Annotated in this window: 21 protein-coding genes; 19 read left to right on the top strand and 2 right to left on the bottom strand. The window is 37.2% G+C overall.

What is annotated here, in order from left to right; translation table 11 throughout:
• The first annotated feature begins 15 nt into the window (after positions 1-15).
• The 19 genes from IGI86_RS05660 (at position 16) to IGI86_RS05750 (ending at position 19,572) form a co-directional block, all read left to right on the top strand.
• Positions 16-2,001, top strand: a complete 1,986-nt coding sequence (locus IGI86_RS05660) for a CDP-glycerol glycerophosphotransferase family protein (RefSeq protein ID WP_430617790.1) — start codon at positions 16-18, stop codon at positions 1,999-2,001.
• Positions 2,002-2,024: 23 nt separating this feature from the next.
• Positions 2,025-2,726: an IspD/TarI family cytidylyltransferase gene (locus tag IGI86_RS05665; protein WP_005236927.1), complete on the top strand. Its 702-nt coding sequence runs from the start codon at positions 2,025-2,027 to the stop codon at positions 2,724-2,726.
• A complete protein-coding gene (locus IGI86_RS05670) occupies positions 2,726-3,754 on the top strand; it encodes a ribitol-5-phosphate dehydrogenase (RefSeq protein WP_005236926.1) in 1,029 nt (342 codons plus the stop codon). Before IGI86_RS05665 ends, IGI86_RS05670 begins: the two co-directional genes overlap by 1 nt.
• The gene (locus IGI86_RS05675) at positions 3,755-4,861 is read left to right on the top strand and encodes a CDP-glycerol--poly(glycerophosphate) glycerophosphotransferase (protein WP_016613196.1); all 1,107 of its coding nucleotides are present in this window, start codon (positions 3,755-3,757) and stop codon (positions 4,859-4,861) included.
• A gap of 4 nt (positions 4,862-4,865) precedes the next feature.
• A complete protein-coding gene (locus IGI86_RS05680; RefSeq protein WP_249850268.1) occupies positions 4,866-6,386 on the top strand; it encodes a glycosyltransferase in 1,521 nt (506 codons plus the stop codon).
• 3 nt (positions 6,387-6,389) lie between these two features.
• Positions 6,390-6,587 (top strand): hypothetical protein, encoded by a 198-nt coding sequence (locus tag IGI86_RS05685; protein WP_005236922.1) that lies wholly within the window; start codon positions 6,390-6,392, stop codon positions 6,585-6,587.
• A 12-nt stretch (positions 6,588-6,599) separates the two neighbouring features.
• Positions 6,600-7,469, top strand: a complete 870-nt coding sequence (gene rfbA / locus IGI86_RS05690) for a glucose-1-phosphate thymidylyltransferase RfbA (protein WP_430617791.1) — start codon at positions 6,600-6,602, stop codon at positions 7,467-7,469.
• Between the two features lie 2 nt (positions 7,470-7,471).
• Positions 7,472-8,053, top strand: a complete 582-nt coding sequence (gene rfbC / locus IGI86_RS05695; protein ID WP_081116774.1) for a dTDP-4-dehydrorhamnose 3,5-epimerase — start codon at positions 7,472-7,474, stop codon at positions 8,051-8,053.
• A gap of 13 nt (positions 8,054-8,066) precedes the next feature.
• Entirely contained in the window at positions 8,067-9,095 is a 1,029-nt protein-coding gene (gene rfbB, locus IGI86_RS05700) for a dTDP-glucose 4,6-dehydratase (RefSeq protein ID WP_249850267.1), read from the top strand.
• Positions 9,096-9,145: 50 nt separating this feature from the next.
• On the top strand, positions 9,146-9,985 hold the full coding sequence (rfbD, locus tag IGI86_RS05705) for a dTDP-4-dehydrorhamnose reductase (protein WP_430617792.1): 840 nt from the start codon (positions 9,146-9,148) through the stop codon (positions 9,983-9,985).
• Positions 9,986-10,075: 90 nt separating this feature from the next.
• The gene (locus IGI86_RS05710) at positions 10,076-12,886 is read left to right on the top strand and encodes an N-acetylmuramoyl-L-alanine amidase (RefSeq protein ID WP_430617793.1); all 2,811 of its coding nucleotides are present in this window, start codon (positions 10,076-10,078) and stop codon (positions 12,884-12,886) included.
• Between the two features lie 100 nt (positions 12,887-12,986).
• Complete coding sequence (mltG, locus tag IGI86_RS05715) at positions 12,987-14,330, top strand: endolytic transglycosylase MltG (RefSeq protein ID WP_016613200.1); 1,344 nt, start codon at positions 12,987-12,989, stop codon at positions 14,328-14,330.
• 115 nt (positions 14,331-14,445) lie between these two features.
• Positions 14,446-14,925, top strand: a complete 480-nt coding sequence (gene greA, locus IGI86_RS05720) for a transcription elongation factor GreA (protein WP_005229556.1) — start codon at positions 14,446-14,448, stop codon at positions 14,923-14,925.
• Between the two features lie 152 nt (positions 14,926-15,077).
• The gene (liaF, locus tag IGI86_RS05725) at positions 15,078-15,809 is read left to right on the top strand and encodes a cell wall-active antibiotics response protein LiaF (RefSeq protein WP_010749367.1); all 732 of its coding nucleotides are present in this window, start codon (positions 15,078-15,080) and stop codon (positions 15,807-15,809) included.
• Positions 15,806-16,873 (top strand): sensor histidine kinase, encoded by a 1,068-nt coding sequence (locus IGI86_RS05730; protein WP_005236914.1) that lies wholly within the window; start codon positions 15,806-15,808, stop codon positions 16,871-16,873. Before liaF ends, IGI86_RS05730 begins: the two co-directional genes overlap by 4 nt.
• A 3-nt stretch (positions 16,874-16,876) precedes the next feature.
• On the top strand, positions 16,877-17,506 hold the full coding sequence (locus IGI86_RS05735) for a response regulator transcription factor (protein WP_005236913.1): 630 nt from the start codon (positions 16,877-16,879) through the stop codon (positions 17,504-17,506).
• A gap of 87 nt (positions 17,507-17,593) precedes the next feature.
• A complete protein-coding gene (locus IGI86_RS05740) occupies positions 17,594-18,259 on the top strand; it encodes a potassium channel family protein (RefSeq protein ID WP_005229566.1) in 666 nt (221 codons plus the stop codon).
• A gap of 11 nt (positions 18,260-18,270) precedes the next feature.
• The gene (locus IGI86_RS05745) at positions 18,271-18,570 is read left to right on the top strand and encodes a HesB/YadR/YfhF family protein (RefSeq protein ID WP_008379609.1); all 300 of its coding nucleotides are present in this window, start codon (positions 18,271-18,273) and stop codon (positions 18,568-18,570) included.
• Positions 18,571-18,627: 57 nt separating this feature from the next.
• The gene (locus tag IGI86_RS05750) at positions 18,628-19,572 is read left to right on the top strand and encodes a glycosyltransferase family 2 protein (protein WP_176285423.1); all 945 of its coding nucleotides are present in this window, start codon (positions 18,628-18,630) and stop codon (positions 19,570-19,572) included.
• 64 nt (positions 19,573-19,636) lie between these two features.
• Here IGI86_RS05750 and IGI86_RS05755 read toward each other — a convergent pair whose 3' ends face one another.
• Positions 19,637-20,581 carry a phosphoglycerate dehydrogenase gene (locus IGI86_RS05755; RefSeq protein WP_430617794.1) on the bottom strand — a complete coding sequence of 315 codons (945 nt, stop codon included), beginning with the start codon at positions 20,579-20,581 and terminating at the stop codon, positions 19,637-19,639.
• A 77-nt stretch (positions 20,582-20,658) separates the two neighbouring features.
• Positions 20,659-21,468 (bottom strand): DUF1189 domain-containing protein, encoded by an 810-nt coding sequence (locus tag IGI86_RS05760; protein ID WP_008379616.1) that lies wholly within the window; start codon positions 21,466-21,468, stop codon positions 20,659-20,661.
• Positions 21,469-21,600 lie beyond the last annotated feature (132 nt).

The following is a 21,600-nucleotide window of genomic DNA, read 5'->3' on the forward strand; positions in this document are numbered from 1 at the left end:
CGACGAGGTGTAAAGATGGGGATTAGATCATTTTTATCTAGAGTGAAAAGAAAGCTCACAGGTAGGAGTGCGGTAGTGGTTCATAACAAGTCAGATGAAACTAAAATTGACAGTAAAGAACTACGAAGTATTGTAATGGACCAGATATTGAGCGATTATGTAATCAGTAAAACAGCAAGCAAAAATAATTCTGATTCTAAAAATTCGAGCAATCGATATATTTTGAAACGTGGCATAGATAAGATAGAGTTTAACAATTCTTTCTTTAAGGTTGAAGGATATGCTTATTTTGAGACAGAATCTGAGATTTCAGATGATTTAATTCGTAAAAATTTAATAATCATTAATAAAGAGACAAGACAAGAGTATATTGTTCCTTTAATTAACAAAAAATCATCCGATTCGGATTCGTGGATAAAATATAAGGGCTCGATTAATTTCTCAAGCTTCCATGAAGGAAAACCAATCGATATTGGTAGTTATGAAATGTTAATAGAAGTTACTCAATATCTAAAGAGTGCAGAAGGCTGGGTAACAAAGAGGGACACAGTTGGGAAAGTAAAAAATGCGACAAGCGATATTATTGTGTCTACAAAAATGTATAGTTTTTCAGCAAGAAGCAATAAAAAATATAGTTTAACTGTTGTTCACAGTTATGCAGGAAGCTCAATCACGGTTCTTTCCAAAAAGCTATCCGATATTGATCCACTAGAGTATTCTACAGAAGAAATTAATGTAGATAGTTTTTTTGCACGAGTCATGAAACGATACATGTTTTCTTTCTTCTACAAGTATTATCATTTGCACCCCGTAAATAAGAAAAAAATATCCTTTCTTTCAGATAGTCGGATTGATATATCAGGAAATTTTGAGTACATTTATCGAAAATTACTTGAAAAAAATTTAGATTTTGATGTTCGATTTTATTTGAAGTCAAGTATTAAAGAAAAGAAAACTTTCACTGAGATTCGGTTACTTGCAAAGGCGATTGCAACAAGTAAATACATTATTGTCGATGATTTTTATCCTATGATCTATCCGTTGAAAATTAGAGAAAAAGCAGAGTTGATTCAAGTTTGGCACGCTGTAGGAGCTTTTAAAACATTTGGTTATAGTCGAGTGGGAATGCCTGGAGGACCAAGACCGGACAGTGTCAATCATAAAAATTATACTCGTGCCCTTGTAAGCTCACATAATATTGCGGACAAATATGCTGAAGGATTTGGAATATCCATCAACAATATTTTGCCAATAGGTATTCCACGAACGGACTTGTTTTTTAATAAGAATGAACAGGCGATCGTAATTGATAAAGTCTACAATGAGCTTCCTTTTTTAAAAGGAAAAAAGGTGATTTTATTCGCTCCAACGTTTAGGGGGAATGGTCAACAGTCTGCCTTTTATCCCTATGAAATGATTGATTTTAAAAAAATCTATCAAGAATTTGCTGACAAAGGGTATATCTTTTTGCTGAAAATTCATCCATTTGTCCAAAATGAACCGAATATCCCATATAAATATGCTGATTTTTTCTATGATGTTTCAAGTTACAGAGAGATAAATGATTTATTGTTGGTTACTGATATACTGATCACAGACTATTCGTCAGTTTGTTTTGAATATGCACTACTTAAGAAGCAAATGATTTTCTTTAGTCCAGACTTGGCAGAGTATATGAGTTCTAGAAACTTTTATTATGATTATCTGGACTTTATTCCTGGTTCTTTTGCCACAAATACGAATGAATTGATTTCTCAAATTAAGGATCAAAAAATAGATATTAAGAGAATAGATGACTTTGTTCATTTCTTTTTTGATGATCTCGATGGAAAATCAAGTGAACGTTTTGTTGAATACTTAGCAAATGATTTCTACAAAGAAATAAATCAAGAAGAGGTGTTTGATTCACGCTATACAGCTGATGGTAAATTCATTCCTCAGTGGGGAGAATCGACTAAGCAAAAGAAAAAAAGTAGAGAAGAAGTAGAAGAAAACAACTAATTAACAGATGAGGAGAGCTAACAATGTTATATGCACAAATTTTAGCAGGTGGTAAAGGTACAAGAATGGGGAATGTAGGCATGCCGAAACAATTTCTTCAATTAGGCAATCGACCAATCATTATTCATACACTGGAAAAATTTGTTTTAAATGATGAGTTTGATGCAATTATTGTATCTTGTCCAGAAAACTGGATCCAACATGCAAAAGATATTATTTCTAAATATATTAAAGATGATAGAGTAAAAATCATTGCTGGTGGTAAAGAAAGAAATGATACGCTAAAGAATGGTATTACCTATATACATGAACAATTTGGTAGTCATGATGATGATGTAATCGTTGTACATGATGCAGTTCGACCTTTTATTTCAAGACGAATCATTGAAGACAATATTAAATTGTCTAAGCAATACAATGCCATTGATACTGTCATTCCGGCTACAGATACAATTGTTCGAGGGACTGATAAAGAAATCACTGAGATTCCTATTAGAGATGAAATGTATCAAGGGCAAACCCCTCAAACGTTCAATATTAATGTTTTTCTTGATTGTTTGAATAAACTTTCTGAAGAAGATATTAAAACGCTGAGTGATTCCTGTAAGATTTGTTTGCTTTCTGGCGTAAAGGTTGGGCTTGTTGAAGGTTCTACTTCTAATATTAAAGTGACTACACCATTTGATCTAAAAATTGCAAATGCAATCATTGAGGAGAGAGAGTAATGTTAAATCAAGTCTATCGATTGGTTTCCCCGCACCAATTTGAAACAGTTATTGTTGATGAAGAAATTGATAAAACAGATTGTATAATCGTTCGACCTACCTATTTATCAATTTGTCATGCAGACCAACGATATTTTACTGGGAGTCGTGATAAAAAAGTATTGAGTCAAAAATTACCAATGGCATTGATTCATGAGGGGATTGGAGAAGTCATTTTTGATCCAAAAGGTGAGTTTAAAAAAAGACAGAGAGTTGTCATGATACCTAATACTCCATTTGAAGAAGATCCAGTTATTGAAGAAAACTATTTAAGAAGTTCTAAATTCCGATCAAGTGGGTACGATGGTTATATGCAAGAGTACGTCTATTTGAGACGAGATCGTGCAGTTTTCTTGCCTGATAATATCGAGTCTGAGTTAGCTTCTTTTATTGAGTTGATCTCAGTATCTATGCATGCGATTAGTCGATTGGACAAAGTGATGAATCAAAATCGTCAAGTATTCGGTGTTTGGGGTGATGGTAACCTTGGTTATATATCATCTGTTTTGATTAAAAATATGTTCCCAGAAGCCAAATTAATTGTTTTTGGAAAGCATAGAGATAAGCTTGATTATTTTTCTTTTGCAGACGAAACATATCAAGTGGATGAGATACCAGCTAATTTAGAAATTTCTAATGCTGTAGAGTGTACAGGTGGGATGGGAAGTCAAGACGCCATTAATCAAATTATTGATCTGATAAAACCTCAAGGGGTTATTGCGTTAATGGGAGTCTCGGAGCATTTTGTAGAAGTGAATACTCGGATGGTATTAGAAAAAGGCTTGACTGTGTTAGGAAGCTCTCGAAGCGGGCGTGAAGCTTTTCAAAAAACAGTTGATTTTTTAAGTAACAATGATGAAACACGCCAAAGATTATTAAGTTTAATTGGTATTCGAAAGACAATCAAGAAATTGTCAGACGTAGTAGAATTTTTTGAAGAAGACTTAATAAGTAGCTGGGGTAAATCAGTAATGAAATGGGAAATATAAGTGAAAAGTATAAAGCTATATCTACTAAGATTAGTAATCAATTTGTTTTATCAATTTTTCTTATTGTTTTGTAGAGTTGATTCTACAAAAATAACTTTAGCAACGAATCGAAATGCCGAACTGTTTGCTGGTTTAAAAAACATTCAGAAGATTTTTAATGAAAAAGGTTCGTTTAAAATTACTGCGATTTCTTTCAATTTTGAGCGAACCTTATACGGCAGAGTCAAATATTTGTTTAATTCGATTGGTAGTGTTTATCATTTAGCAACGTCACGCTTCTTTATAATAGATGATTATTTTTTTCCTGTATATTGTATAAACAAAAACAAAAAAAATAATGTCATCCAAATTTGGCATGCGATCGGTCACCTTAAAAAGTTTGGATTATCTATTCCATCTAATAATTCAAGTATAATTAAACACCATTCAAACTATGATTTTGCTATCGTCAATAGTACCGAGGATATTCCATATTACGCAGAAGCATTTGGAATGACTAAAGAGAAGGTGATATCATTAGGAAATCCCAAAGTAGATGGTTTATATTTATATAGTGATCTTGTAGGTAGTAGAGAAAAGAATGGTAAAAAGAAACTCCTTTATGCACCGACCTACCGGAAGGATAATCAAGATTCTGTTGAAATCATTGAATCTTTTTTATCTAGTTTTGAGCATTTGACATCTATTTTTGATATTTACATCTCCCTGCATCCATATGTGACTTATAAAAAGAATATTAATATCGATGGAATTACAATTTTTCAAGATGGAAATTTTTCAGAGCAAATTCTTCCTAAAATTGATTTGATGATAACTGATTACTCTTCTATTATGTTAGAGTATAGCTATTTTGAAAAACCTTTGCTTATTTTTGCTCCTGACGTTAATACATATACAAAAGATGTAGGATTCTATGTTGATTTTCCAAAGTATGTTGAAGCACCTATTTTTACATCAATAAGCCAATTAACCTATTTTGTAGAAACAGGCGAGTATTTGAATGATCTTAACTATATTTTAGCTTTAAAAAATAAAGTTTTTGATTATGTTGAAGGATCAAATGCGGAAAGGTTATATAATTTTATAGTTGAACAGACTAAATATTGAGGAAGTGTTATTATTGAAAATAAGTGTCATAATTCCTGTTTATAATGCTGAGAAACATATTAGCGTTGCTCTAGATTCACTTGCTTGTCAAACAATGAAGCAAAGTGATTTTGAGGTTATTTGTATTGATGATGCATCAAGTGATAATAGTTTAAATGTAATCGAAAGTTTTAAAAACAAAATTTTAAATTTACGTATTATTAAAAGAGATGTAGGGTCTGGTGGACCAATGACCCCACGGAACCAAGGAATTGAGGCTTCTGAAGGAGATTACATCGCCTTTTTAGATAATGATGATTTTTATGGTGAAGAAACCTTGGAACGTTTTTATGAGAATGCAGTCAAGGCTGATGCAGACGTTGTGATAGGAAAGTATGTGGGCGTAAATGGTAGAAATGTTCCTCAATCCCAATTTACTAAAGGTGTTAACTTGAGTGCAGATATTCTTTCAACCAATTTAGTATATACTCTTGCTCCGCATAAATTATTTAGTAAAAGATTGATAAACCAGTTAAATCTACGATTTGATCCTAAAGCAGTTGTTGGGGAAGATCAATTATTCGTAATGACAGCATATATATATGCCAAAAATATTGCTGTATTGTCAGATTATGAGTATTACTATGTTGTAAAAAGAGGAGAAGAAAACTTAAGTTTAAAACAGTTCCCGGCGAATGAATTTTACCACTCGTTTACGCTTATCATGGAAGAGCTAAAGAAAAATGCCATTGATGTTCTCTATCAAAAAAAATTGAAAATCGCTTTTTTGAATCGATTTCTAAAAGCTAGTCGATTACGAAGCATATTATTCTCAAAAAGATTTTCTAGAGAAACAAAAATTGATTATTTTAATGCCAGCAAGACTTTTTTTAACAACTATATTTCACAAGAAGAACTATCTTCGATAAATCCTGAGTTTCAATATATAGTAGTATTTTGTCAAAAGTATACTTTTGATGATCTGACTCATTTTCACAATAATATGAATAAAATAACGAGTAAAGATGTTATGGCTGTCAATAAAGATGGCATCTACTCGCAACAAAAATATTTCGATAAGCAACACTCTTATGATGAATCGTTGAATGTGTCATTTTTGTCAAAAGATATTATTAATATTACAAATATTAGCTTGGATAAAGGGCAGTTTGTTTTTGAGGGTTTATTTACTCAAACCCTTTTAATTAATCATATAACTCAATATACTTTAATTATGAGACATAGAGAAAAGAAATTTGAGAAGCGCTATAATGATTATATCGTACCAAATGAAAACCAATTTTCTTTTAAAATAGATTTTAAGTCTTTACTACTATCAAAAGAAATAGCATTAGGTATATGGGATGTTTTTATTAAAGCTAGTGCAGATGATTACTCATTTGAGCGCAGAATAGGAAATCAGCGTAATTTCCAACCGACGCTTATCAAATCAAAAATTGAGGGCCTTGACGGGAATGTTTATTCAGTTGAACCGTATTTCACTAAACCATATGATAATTTATCTTTTAATATTAAGGTGGGGTAAACAATGGAAGCCAAAATAATTGAGGACTGTAAATCATTTCGACGACCTTCAGAAAAAGCTGAAGAAGTCAGGGATTTTAAGCTAGAAGAAATAATTGAAGTTTATCCTTTAACAGACAAATGGATGGAACTAAGACCTGTAACTGCTGAAGGTACACTTTACACAGAATTTATACAAAAAAGTAAACTTAAATTACAATAATGGGGGACAACAATGAAAGGAATCATTTTAGCAGGAGGATCAGGCACACGCTTGTATCCACTCACAAAAGCAACATCGAAACAATTGATGCCAATTTATGATAAGCCAATGATCTATTACCCTATGTCTACGCTGATGCTGGCTGGCATTAAAGAGATCTTGATTATCTCTACACCACAGGACACCCCACGATTCAAAGAGCTCTTTGGCGATGGACGAGAATTAGGACTTCAGATAGAATATGCTGTTCAGCCAACACCTGATGGACTTGCACAAGCTTTCATCATTGGGGAAGAATTTATTGGAAATGAGAGTGTCTGCCTGATTTTAGGAGACAATATCTACTATGGCGGTGGCTTATCTAAGATGTTACAAAAAGCTGCTCAAAAAGAAGAAGGTGCCACGGTATTTGGTTATCATGTCAACGATCCAGAACGTTTTGGTGTGGTAGAATTTGATGAGTCGATGCAAGCTGTTTCGATTGAAGAAAAACCTGCTATGCCAAAGTCTAGCTATGCCGTGACAGGTTTATACTTCTATGATAATCAAGTTGTTGAGATTGCTAAAAAAATTATCCCTTCTGAACGAGGAGAATTGGAAATCACCGATATCAATCAAAAGTATCTTGAAGAAGGAAAACTCTCAGTAGAAGTGATGGGACGGGGATTTGCTTGGTTAGATACAGGTACACATGAGTCCTTACTAGAAGCATCCACGTTCATTGAAACCATTGAAAAGCGACAAAATCTTAAAGTTGCTTGTTTAGAAGAAATTGCTTATCGAATGGGTTATATCAATCAGGAGCAATTGATCGCATTAGCACAACCATTGAAAAAAAATCAATATGGTCAATATTTATTGAACCTGGCAAGTGAGGCATAAACATGGGAAAATTAACCGTAACAAAAACAAAATTGACAGATGTCTTGATTTTAGAGCCTGCTGTCTTTGGTGATCATCGTGGTTTCTTCACCGAAAGCTATTCTCAAGCTGATTTTCAAGAAGCAGGAATCACACAAACCTTTGTACAGGACAATCATTCCTTGTCCGTTGAAGCAGGTGTTTTGCGAGGACTTCATTTTCAAAAAGGAACTGCCGCGCAAACCAAATTGATTCGTGTGGTGACGGGTGTCGTTTTAGATGTAATCGTTGATATCAGAAAAGGAAGTCCTACCTATGGAGAATGGGAAGGCTATATTTTATCTGAAAGTAATCAGCGACAATTGTTGGTCCCTAAAGGATTTGCTCATGGGTTCATGACATTGACTTCAAACGTAAACTTTTTGTACAAGTGTGATAATTATTATGATGCTCAGGCTGATGCAGGTATTGCATTTGATGATCCTGATTTGGCGATCGATTGGCCCATTGCAAAAGAAAAAGCGATTCTTTCGGAAAAAGACCAACATCACCCAACTTTAAAAGCGTTTGAAGAACAAAACCCGTTTATTTATGGCGAGATATAAGGAGCGAGTGGACATGAAAAAAATCATTGTAACCGGAGGGGCAGGCTTCATTGGGTCAAATTTCGTCCATTATGTCGTTAATCATCACCCAGAGATCCATGTCACTGTTTTAGATAAACTAACTTATGCTGGAAACAAAGAAAATCTAGCGGGTCTTCCAAAAGATCGTGTAGAGTTAGTGGTTGGCGATATTGCTGACAGCGCATTAGTCGATCAGTTGGTCCAGCAAACCGATGCGGTGGTTCATTATGCTGCAGAATCACACAATGATAACTCATTGAAAGATCCATTTCCTTTTGTTCAGACAAATCTGATTGGCACCTATACATTGATTGAAGCTTGTCGAAAATACGATGTGCGTTATCACCACGTATCAACCGATGAAGTGTACGGCGATCTACCGTTACGAAAAGATCTTCCAGGGCATGGGGAAGGACCAGGGGAGAAGTTTACCGACCAAACACCCTATAACCCATCTAGTCCCTATTCTTCCACAAAGGCTGGCTCTGATTTATTAGTCAAAGCTTGGGTTCGTTCGTTTGGTTTGCGGGCAACCCTTTCTAACTGTTCCAATAATTATGGTCCCTACCAACATATCGAAAAATTTATTCCACGCCAAATTACGAATATTCTGAGTGGCATACGACCAAAATTATATGGTGAAGGAAAAAATGTTCGCGATTGGATCCATACAAATGATCATTCTTCAGCAGTATGGACAATCTTAACAAAAGGTCGAATTGGCGAGACTTACTTGATTGGTGCTGATGGAGAAGCAGACAACAAATCAGTCATTGAAACGATTTTAACATTGATGGGAGAGCCAAAAGATGCCTATGATCATGTGACTGATCGCCCCGGTCATGACTTGCGGTATGCCATCGATGCCTCAAAATTAAAAGAAGAATTGGGTTGGCAGCCGATGTTCACGGATTTTGAAGAAGGTCTAGCTGATACGATCGACTGGTATCGAAACAATCCTTCTTGGTGGCAAGGTGAAAAAGATCAAGTTGAGAAAAGTTACGCAGAACAGGGACAATAAGGAATCAAAAGCAGGAGAGATCCTGCTTTTTTGAAAGGAAGCGATCATTTATGTACTTAATCACAGGAGGAAATGGCCAATTAGGCAGTGAATTACGTCATCTATTTGATGAAAAAGGTATTGACTACGTGTCTACCGATGCGAAAGAGATGGATATCACAGATGAAACGGTCACGATGGAGAAAGTAAAAGAAATCCACCCATCGGTTATCTTTCATTGTGCTGCGTATACCGCAGTTGATAAAGCAGAAGAAGAAGGCAAAGAATTAGATGAGTTAATCAATGTCACCGGCACAAGAAATGTGGCCCTGGCTGCAAAAGCTATAGGTGCAAAACTTGTTTATATCAGTACTGACTATGTTTTTGATGGAGAAAAGCAAGTTGGTGAATACCAAGTCGATGATCAAGTAAATCCCCAAAATGAATACGGAAGAACCAAATTATTAGGAGAACGAGCTGTACAAGGAATATTGGATGATTACTATATTATTCGTACTTCTTGGGTTTTTGGACGGTACGGACACAATTTTGTCTATACCATGCAGCGGTTAGCTAAGGAACATAAGACTTTAACAGTAGTCAATGATCAATATGGGCGCCCAACTTGGACACGAACATTAGCAGAATTTATGCTTTATGTTATCGAAAAGCAAGCACCGACTGGAATTTATCATCTTTCCAATGATAACAGCTGCTCATGGCATGAATTTGCGTGCGAAATACTAAAAGATTCAGATGTAGTTGTCAAGCCGATTCCTTCTTCCGAGTTCCCACAAAAGGCGAAGCGACCACAATATTCGGTGATGAATCTTTCAAAAGCAAAAGAGTTGGGATTTGAAATTCCTACATGGCAAGAAGCTTTAAGAATGATGGTGCAGGATATTAGCTAGTTAGTAACATACTAATTAACCTGTCATGAGGTTCTGTCAGCTTAGGGATTTCAAAAAAATCGTAATAGGTCTTAGGAAAAGGAGAAAAAAATGGGGTTGAAAAAAAAAGTAGCATATTTGTTTAGCGTTCTTATAATAAGTTTAAATGTCGCTGTGCCAACTTTAACAACTGTAGCCGAAACCATAACTATAGACGAGGTAACGACCGATAGTACTTCTTCAGAAAATGAAATTTCTTCGGATACTACTGAAAAAACAACTGAGAATCCTTTGTATGAAGGCAGTCAATCTAATACAAGCTCGGAATCATCTTCGATGACGAATGAAACAAATCCAGCTATCGATAGCAGTATAGTTGAAGAATCTACCGAAGAATCAATAGTGGATGAAAATAAAGTTTCATTGGATGAAACGATTTTTCCTGATGAAAATTTTCGAAACTATCTAATAGAAAATTTTGATAGTGATCGAGATGGTTTATTTGATGAAGATCCAGCTAAAATACTTGAGTTAGATTTATCAAATTTAGAAATTGAATCATTAAGCGGCATTGAAATCTTCAAAAATTTAGTTACTCTTGATGTCAGTAAGAATTTCATAGAGGAGATTGATCTAAGCCCATTGGTTCAACTAGAACAATTAGATGTTTCTGACAACAAAATTGTATCAATTGATTTATCAAAAAGTATCAATCTTACAAAATTTTATGGAGGAACGCAAACCACTTCAATAAGTGCTGACCAAAAAGATGATCTGTATATTGTTGATTTAGAAGATATATTTTCTGATGAATTACCAGAGTATGTGTTGAATGACTCTAAATGGCGTTTGCAAGAAGGCTCGACCAAAGAACTTGTTTCTGCGGATTTAAGTCCGTTAAGCCTTACAATGACAGTTAAAAATTTTAACTCAAATCTAGATGTTCAGACGTATCACTTCACATTGAAAATAGCTGTTGAATCCAAACAAATGACGACTAGGAGCAAAGACAACAATGAAACGTCTAGTATTTCTTATCAAAGTTATTTGGAGAATGATTCTTGGCAAAGTGTAAAATCTAATGGAGAAATAAGTGGTACAACAGGACAAGCAAAAAAGATCACAGGTTTCAAAATTTTAAAAACGGGATTAAAAGAGCCTGATAGTATCAGTTATCGAGGTCACTTTCAATCAACAGGTTGGGGGAACTGGAGTAGTACCTCAGAAGTCATTGGTGATATTAGTTCCACGCGACAAATGGAGTCTATTCAAATCAATACTACAAGTCAGGATATCTATTATAGAGTTCATGTCCGAGATCTTGGTTGGCTAGGCTGGGCAAAAAATGGTGAGACTGCTGGTACCACAGGCATGGGTTTGCGAATTGAAGCAATTCAAGTTACTTTTGAAAAACCAAATGATCTATCTACTCCTAGCCAAATGGAATCTGGAACAATCAATAGCTCATATACAAGTTTTGTGGGAAATAGTTGGCAAACTGTAGTTAACAATGGTACAACATCAGGCACAGTTGGTGAAAAACAACCTATCCAAAAATTTTCAATGGTAACAATCAATGATAAAATATCTGGAAGTGTGCGCTACAGCGGGCTCTCTCAAAATGGATCTTGGTCGTCTTATGTAAATGCCGGACAAGAAATTGGTATGATTGATACGCCATTGGAAGCTATAAAACTTGAACTGACAGGTGACTTAGCCAAATATGCAAATATTTATTATAGAGTACACGTTTCAGGTCTAGGATGGTTAAGTTGGACTAAAAATGGTGCTGAAGCAGGCACAACAGGATTTAATCTCGCAATTGAAGCGATTCAAATCATTGTTAAGCCAAGAAGATTATCTGAGCCAAATCAGGCAGGACAAGCATTTGTATCTAGTAATACGTTAGGAAAAACTACCATTGACCTCTCATCTCACTCTCAAAGAGTTGGATGGGTAAATACAACAGGAAGCAAAGTCACTGGGGGAACAACAGGGAGAGGCTTGCGCTTAGAGGCAATACAGATCAAATTGGAAAACAGTGAATTTGATGGTAGTATTACTTACCGGTCACATGTCCAAGGCATTGGGTGGCAAGGTTATCAATCGAATGGGGCGCTATCTGGGACTACTGGACAAGGTAAGAGACTGGAAGCACTTCAGGTAAAACTGACAGGAAAAGCAGCGAGACTCTATGATATCTATTACCGTGTTCACTCACAAACATATGGTTGGCTTGATTGGGCAGTCAATGACCAGAAAGCTGGAACTATTTCTTTAGGTAAACGTGCTGAAGCAATAGAAATTCAACTGATTCCTAAAGGTCAAAAAGCACCTGGCTTAACGGAAAAACCTTTTGTTGAAAAAAGTGAGTATCTTTTTGTAATGGGGCATGGGGTTTGGGATCCAGGAGCAGTCGGGAGTGGAACTAACGAACGTGATTTCACACGTAATGAACTGTTACCTTATTTAAGAAAATATGCTGCGAAATTAAAAACGAGTAAAATCAATTTTTATGATACATCAAAGGACATGTATCAGGACACCCAGATCATGGGTGGAGCTTATTTAGTTAGTTCAAAAATTTTGTCTGTTACTGAAATCCATTTAGATGCTGGTGGAGCCTTATCAACAGGTGGTCATGTTATTGTTCATAAAGATCTTGTTCCTTCCTCATCGAGCATAGCTATGGCTGAAACTATTCGTCAGCATGTAGGTTGGCACTCTGCTTATGCAAGTAATCGAGGACTGAGCTTGCGTAGTGACCTATTGAACTTAAGAGTCTTTAAAAATAGAGGAATTGACTATCGACTAACGGAACTTGGATTTATCTCAAATCCTAATGATGTGGCAAAAATCAGGAGAAATATTGATACAATAGCGAAACAATTGATTCAAGACGCAACAGGTGAAAGACTATAAATTTAAAGAAGCGTTTGAGTAATTTATTAATCATTTCCTTCCTCCTAACTTTCGTGTATAATGGTACAAGCCAGTATTACGAAAGTTAGGAGGAGTTGTTTTGAGTAAACAACATCCAGAGGATAGATCCTTTAAAGACGAAGTATTAGGAGCTTTAAAGCAACCTCAATCAGATCAAACCCATGAAGACCAAGGTTTGAACGAGCGTCCTATTCAACAACCTCAAGAAGAGGTGGGTTCGCGAACTGCAAGTGGAAAGACCAAAAATAAACAAGCAAAGCAAGCTGCTACAAGTCGTAGGGCAGCAGCGGAAGAAGTGCCCATAGCTGAAGGTGGGGAAACGCAATTGCGCAAGCAGCAACGCAAAAAAGAAGATCGGATTGTCAATCGGATCGTTTTGATCGTAGTCCTTGCTCTGCTCGTCATCGGTGGTGTTTTAGGATTTTCAATGTATCGTTATGTAACATCAGGATTGCAGCCGTTGAATCCAGAAGATACAGAAACGGTGGCAGTTGAGATTCCTAGTGGATCGTCCAACAAAGCAATTGGAGAAATATTGGAAGAAGACAATATCATTAAAAGTGGTATGATCTTTAACTATTATACGAAATTCAATAATTTAACTGGATTTCAAGCAGGAAATTATCATTTTTCTCCTAGTATGACTTTGGATCAAATCTCAAAGATGCTGCAAAATGGCGAAGGTTCGGTCACCTCTGATGCAAAAGTGACGATTCCAGAAGGATTTGATGTGGACCAAATCGGTGATGCTCTAGCGGAAGCAACAAATATCTCGAAAGACGATTTCTTAGCTTTGATGGAAAGCGATGAGTTCTTTGAAAAAATGAAAGAAACCTATCCTGAGCTTTTAGCAAGTGCCGGCGATGCGCAAGGCGTGCGTTACCGACTAGAAGGATACTTGTTCCCAGCGACGTATGACTACTATACAGGGAATACCCTAGAAGAAGTCGTTACCCAAATGGTGGATAAATCAAATTCAGTCTTGTCCAAATATTTCGATCAAATTGCTCAAAAAGAAATGACGGTCCAAGAAGTCCTTACATTGGCTTCACTTGTTGAAAAAGAGGGTAGTAAGCTAGAAGATCGTAAAAATATCGCACAGGTATTCTTCAATCGTTTAGCGATTGATATGCCGCTACAATCGGATATTTCGATTCTATATGCGTTAGGTGAGCACAAAGAGCTAGTCACTTATGAGGACACTCAAGTTGACTCTCCTTATAATCTCTATGTGCAAACTGGCTACGGACCTGGACCATTCAACAATCCAAGCGAAGCAGCGATCCAAGCGGTCTTAGATCCAACACCGAATAACTACTATTATTTCGTTGCTGACATTCAAACCCAAGAAGTTTACTTTGCGGAAACCTATGAACAGCATATGCAATTAGTGGAACAATATGTAAACAATACCTCAAATTAAATTTTCATAGGTTTATAGTTTACATTTAAAAAAAAGCATGGTAATCTTTTGTGGACTCATCGCAAAAGATTACCTTTTGCGATTTATTAGAAGTTACTAAAAGGAGAAAAGAACTATGGTAGAAAAAGTTTACCCAATGACACTTGAAGGAAAAGAAAAGCTAGAACAAGAATTAGAAGAATTGAAAACGGTAAAACGCGGGGAAATCATTGAACGTATCAAGGTAGCCCGCAGTTTTGGCGATTTATCCGAAAACTCCGAGTATGAGTCTGCAAAAGATGAACAAGCGTTTGTCGAAGGCCGAATCACTACTTTAGAAAATATGATTCGTTTTGCAGAGATCATTGATAATGAGGGTGTAGACTCTGATGAAGTTTCCATCGGAAAAACTGTGATTTTTGTTGAGTTGCCTGATGGTGACGAAGAAGAGTACATGATCGTTGGTAGTGCTGAAGCAGATCCGTTTTCTGGTAAAATTTCCAATGATTCACCAATCGCTCGTGCCTTGATTGGGAAAAAAGTCAATGATGAAGTGACGATCTCAACGCCAGGCGGAGATATGCAAGTAAGAATCACAGAAGTAAAGAAAAGCTAATTGCTTGATCACTCGATCAAACTAGTTGACCCTGTTGTTCATTCTCCTTAAGGGAATTTGATCAAACAGGGTCTTTTTTCGGACCAGCGACGGATGGACAAACCATTTTTTTCGGGTATGATAAAGTAGAATTACTAGGAGGAGGAGCTTGAATGAAAAGTCCTTGGCGTTTTTTCTTTATTGTTGAAGCGCTCTTACTGCTTTTTGCGGTATGGCAAATTTTATCTAATCCGCCATTATTATTTTTATTAATACTTGGTGTGACGTGCTTGGTCCTTGTGAACCGAAGTGAGCGCAAGAGCAATTTTAAAAATTTCTTGATGGTCTCAAGTTCCATTGCTATTTTGATCAGTTTGTTAAATAGTCCAGCACTGTGGCTGATGCTGATTTTTGCGATTTTATTTATTGGTTTAAAAGGAGTCGAGATTACCGGAATCGACTTAACTAAAAATTCATTCTGGCGCAAAAAACAAATGATTATCGTTGAAACTGAAGAACCCAAAGCTGATCATCCGCTGAAACAAAAGCAGCAATGGTTAGGCAATGAACGGATCGGCAGTCAAGTCTATGAATGGGACGATATCAATTTAGATATCTTGACGGGAGACACTTTCATCGATCTAGGCAACACTTTATTGCCTAAGAAAGAAAACGTCGTGATCGTACGAAAAGGCTTTGGTAGAACTCGTATTTTAGTGCCTGCTGGCATAGCGATCAAATTAGAGCACAGTACTTTTATTGGCTCTGTTATCTTTGAAGGCGAAGAAACGAGCTTGAAAAATGAAAAAGTGACGATTTACAGCCCGGATTATGGCGAAAATAGTCGGCGTTTGAAAATCTTAACGAATACCCTTGTTGGTGATGTTGAGGTGATTCGGGTATGATTGGGAAATTTTCAAGAGGCATGATCGCTTTTTATGCAGGCTTAGCAAGTTTTTTCACCATGATATTGATGCTGTTTTCCTATTTGTATGCCAGTGGGAAAAATAATTGGCTGATAGAAGTCTTTCAAATCAAACTCTTTTTTATCCCAATTATCTTTCACTTACTTGTAATATCTGCATTGATTGCTTTAGCTGTCTTTTTACTGATTTCTTTTTTTCGCAACCGTCAATACGGTCCGGTGGAAGAAAAGCTAAGACTGTTAGCCAGCGGCTATATCGATAGCCCTTTATTGGAAACAAAGATACCACATGCGTCTGAAAACCATTTGATTGCGAATGTGGATCGTGATATTGCCAGTATCCAATCGAAGATGAAACAGATGTCGATGGAATTACAGCAATTGAATGCGAAACCGCAGTTTGTTGATGGTCAGACGAAAGAAGAGATTTTAGAAGCAGAAAGGCAGCGTCTGGCTCGTGAACTGCACGACTCTGTTTCTCAACAGCTGTTTGCCGCCATGATGATGATGTCTGCACTGAATGAGCAAGCGATTCGAACAGATGCTCCAGAAAGCCAAAAGAAACAGTTAGCGATGGTCACAGACATTATCAATGCTTCGCAATCTGAAATGCGGGCGCTCTTGCTTCATCTACGACCTGTAACTTTGGAAGGGAAGAGTCTAAAGCAAGGAATCGAGCAATTGTTAAAGGAATTAGAGACCAAAATCAAAATTCTATTGACTTGGGATATTGAAGACTTTACGATGCCTAGTTCGATTGAAGATCAACTCTTTCGTGTGATCCAAGAACTCTTGTCTAATACACTGCGTCACGCGAAAGCTGATGAGTTAGAAGTATACTTGCATCGCATCGATAATAACGTGTTATTGCGGGTGATCGATGACGGAGTTGGCTTTGATCCCCAAGATCAAAAGGCCGGCAGCTATGGCTTGATGAATATCCGAGAACGTGTAAGTGCTGTTGGCGGAACATTGAAAATTATTAGTTTTAAAAATCAAGGAACCAGTATTGAAATCAAAGTTCCACTGTTGAAGGAGGCATAACGTATGATTAAAGTGTTGTTAGTTGATGACCATGAAATGGTTCGTCTAGGGGTCTCTTCTTATCTATCAATTCAAGACGATATAGAAGTAATTGGGGAAGCGGAAAATGGTCGAGTCGGGTATGAAAAGGCATTGGAATTACGTCCAGATGTGATTTTGATGGATTTGGTTATGGATGAAATGGATGGGATCGAATCTACGAAATTGATTTTAAATGATTGGCCAGAAGCAAAAATCATCATTGTCACTAGTTTTATTGATGACGAGAAAGTCTATCCTGCAATTGAAGCGGGTGCGGCCGGTTACCTGTTAAAGACGTCTACTGCTCATGAGATTGCGGAAGCCATTCGTGCAACCCAGCGAGGAGAGCGGGTCTTAGAACCCGAAGTCACCACGAAAATGATGGATCGTTTGACGAATCGGACACCAATCCTACATGAAGATTTGACCAATCGGGAACAAGAAGTGTTACTGTTGATCGCTGAAGGAAAGAGCAACCAAGAGATTGCGGATTCACTCTTCATTACGCTGAAAACAGTGAAGACACATGTGTCAAACATCTTATCAAAATTAGAAGTAGAAGATCGTACACAAGCTACGATATATGCTTTTAAACATGGCTTGATAAAATAAAATCTTAATAATCATACCTCCTCATGGCAAGCAGGGGAGGTTTTTGTTATACTAAATAATGATCTGGCAAACAAAGGAGCGTTTGTGGTGAAGCAAAATTATGCAATTATTGGATTAGGTCGTTTCGGTGGAAGTATTTGTCGTACGTTGATTGAATCAGGTCAAGAAGTGTTGGCAATCGATAGCAACGAAGATCGTGTCAATGAATACATGAATATCGCCACCCATGCGGTGGTCGGGAACGCACAAGATGAGATGACGTTGCGTTCATTGGGTATCCGTAACTTTGACCATGTCATTGTTGCGATAGGTGAAGATATTCAAGCCAGTATATTGGTCACACTGATGGTTAAAGAAATGGGTGTTCCTAATATCTTAGCCAAAGCCCAAAACGAATACCATGCCCGTGTACTGGAAAAACTCGGCGCAGACCGTGTCGTCCATCCTGAACGTGATATGGGGATTCGCATCGCCCATAATCTAGTTTCCAAAAATATCTTAGATTATATTGAACTATCTGACGAATTTTCTTTAGCAGAGATTCGCGTGTCCAATCCACGCTTTTTCAATAAATCCCTGATTGAGCTGAATTTTCGACAAAAGTATGGTCTGACAGTCGTTGCGATTCGTCGTGGACCAGGACAAGTGATCGTTTCGCCTGATGCAGAGGCAATCGTGCGTGAAAATGACAATTTACTCGTGATCGGCAATACAGATGATGTAGATATACTCGATGAACATATGAATGATTAGGAGTGAAGAAAATGAACTTAACAATAAGTCCTGAAGCAATGCAATGGTTCAAAAAAGAGTTGGTGGTAGACCAAGGAAGCGGGATTCGTTTTTTTGGAAAAATTTATGGAAAGACACAAGTGCATGACGGATTTTCCGTGGGGATGTCAGTAGACAAACCAGAACGTCCGATCGTTGAACAAACCATTGACGGATTGCTTTTTTTTATTGATGAAGCGGATGAGTGGTTTTTCAAAGGCTATAATCTGACAGTTGATTATGATCAAACGTTGGATGAACCGAAGTACGATTTTAGTGAAGATAAAAAATAATGTGGATTCGGTCATAGCTGACCGGCTTCCCACGATTGGCTCTAGGAGATGAAACCGATGTTATCAATTGTTGTACCTTGTTTTAATGAAGAGGCGAGCTTGCCGATATTCTTTGAGGAAACAGAAAAAGTGAAGAGACAATTAAATATGCCCTTTGAATATATTTTTGTCAATGATGGCTCTTCAGATCAAACACTACCTGTTTTAAGAGAGTTATATCGTGCCCACCCCGACAGTGTTCGCTATTTATCTTTTTCGAGAAACTTTGGCAAAGAAGCGGCACTTTATGCAGGCTTACAAGCGGCGAAAGGCGATTTTGTCACTGTGATGGACGCAGATCTACAAGACCCGCCGACATTACTGCCAGAAATGTTTGCGATGCTGGAAGCAAAACCAGAGCTTGATTGTGTGGGGACTAGACGGGCGGATCGCAAAGGAGAACCGAAGATCCGTAGTTTTTTCTCAGATGCTTTTTATAATATTATCAACAAGATTGCCGATACCGAAATGGTAAATGGTGCTCGAGATTTTCGCTTGATGCGCCGTAATATGGTAGATGCCGTTTTACAACTGTCTGAATATAATCGCTTTTCCAAAGGGATCTTCAGTTGGGTCGGCTTTGATACAGAATACATCGCCTATGAGAACCGGGAACGAGTCGCTGGTGAGACATCGTGGTCATTTTGGAAACTATTTCAATATTCGATCGACGGTATCGTCAACTTTTCGGATACCCCTCTGAACATTGCTTCTTTTATTGGTGCGCTTTCCTGTTTTGGCTCTCTGATCGCATTGATCTTTATTGTGATCAGAACCTTTATCTTTGGTGATCCAACAACTGGTTGGCCATCGATGGTTAGCATTTTCTTATTTGTGGGCGGCTTGCAATTGCTTTGTTTGGGAATCATCGGGAAATATATTGGGAAAATTTTCTTAGAAACCAAAAATAGACCCTTATATTTCTTGAAAGAAACTGAAAAAGACCAAGAAAAACAACGATAAATTAAAAGTGTACAATCTGAAGGTTTCGCCTCCGACTGTACACTTTTTTTGCGGAAAGAATATGTTAGTAGCCTTTATCCAAGTTTATCTCATTTTTTACAAGTTCTTGTTTTGCCAAAAATTGTTGGAAGTTCGCTAAGAAAATGGCCATAAATGCCTTTTGAAAATGGGGCGTGTGCCCTGAGATATGGGGGGTTATCAAAAGGTTCTCGATTTGCCATAACGGATCATTTTCGGGCAATGGCTCTTCTTCAAAAACATCCAGTGCGGCAAAGGCTAGCTGCTTCTTTTCCAAGGCTTTTGCTAATGCAGTGGTATCCACACTTGGCCCGCGGCCGACATTATAAAAGGAAGCACTAGGTTTCATTTGGGCAAAAAAAGCTGCATCATACAAGTGATTGGTTTCTTCCGTCAGAGGAAGGATGTTGATGACGCAATCGGCGGTTTTTGCGCAAGCGTGTAAGTCAGATAACGCAAACGTTTTTTCAAAACCTGTCACGTCATGCCCGCTAGTATTGATACCAATGGGACTTACACCAAAAAAGGTCAATGCTTGAGCTAACTTTTGGCCAATTTGTCCCGTACCAACGATTAAAATCTCTTGGTCCGACAATTTTGTATAGGGGATTGTATTTGGTGACCATTGCTGTTTTCTCTGTTGCTGAATTGCTTGGAAAATCCCGCGGTTTTCCATAAATAGTAGAGCCAACAAATGGTCTGTGATCGATTCGGCATGGATGCCGCTGCCATTAGATAAGCGAATATTGTATTTCGCAAACTCTTTTAATGGTAAGGTGTCTACGCCAGCTGAAATTGCTTGGACCCATTTCAAATTTGTTTTCTCCGTTAGCAGGTAGTCCTTCCATTCCGACTTCCAACCAATGGTGATTTCTACTTGTGACCAATCAATTGCTTGGTCCTTTGTGTACACAAGAAATTGATAGTCTTTTTCGATTTGTTTCACATATATGTCGCGAAACTCTCGAGTAGCTAAGATTATTTTTTTCATTGCCTAGCCTCCTTTTAACATAAGTGTAGCAAAGAATGAGAAAAAAACCATGTTCAAGGAATTGAACATGGCTTAGATCAGGTTTTAAACTGAATTTTTGGAGAATGTTTGACCCCTTGTGTGAATAAGAATAAAGAACCAAACAAAATAAAGGTGGTTGCATCGAAGGAAGGCAATAGTAGTTGTACGATTACACTAATAAGCGTAGGCAATGCAGCACTTACGATTAGAATCTTTAAATTTTCAAAGAAGGTATAGGAGAATCGTTTTAATCTTGTATAGATCGTTGCAATAAAGGTCCCCATCACTAAGGTGATCAGCAAGCTGACAAATGATGGATACAATGCAACAAAAAAGACAATGAGTTTGATTAGCCAGGGGATCGCTTGGTTTGATAGCGCTTCTCGAATCGCCTGACCGTTAAGATTGCGCAGCGCAGGCTCACTGTAATCAAATTCTAATTGATTAGAATCTAACATTGACGTCGATAAGCCAGAAGAGGGGATACGGATGACCAGCTGATCTTTTAACAAGCCAACAGCGATGACAGAGCCAGTGACATCAGATGCAATATCTGCTGGCGTACGGTTGCCATCTGGATCGAAAGTAAAGATGATCGAATCGGTTTGATAAATGAAACCTTGCGTATCCGACGCTGCAGCAAGCTGCCCATTTGCAATCGTAAAATCTGGGATCGATTCGCCTATTTTTTGTCCGTCTGCTTGCACATCGCGAAAGACACCTAATACATTGATGGTCATCGGTACCGCGATAAGCACGGAGGCGCTTAATAGAAAAACGATTACTTTGGAAAATTCTGCTTTTTTGACAAATTTTAAATCAGGTATTCGGAAAAAAGCAATTTTAAATAGTTGGACGATAGTCATTTGCTGATGAACTCCTTTGTGGTATAACTAGAGTAATTGTAACGAAGGGTTCTTTGAATTACAAGGAATTCACAAAAAAAGAACCAATTATCGTAGGAATGAATAAATAAAGAAATGAAAGTAGGCAAAAGA

Source organism: Enterococcus sp. AZ188, from assembly GCF_050544075.1.
In the GTDB taxonomy this organism is placed as follows: domain Bacteria; phylum Bacillota; class Bacilli; order Lactobacillales; family Enterococcaceae; genus Enterococcus_D; species Enterococcus_D entomosocium.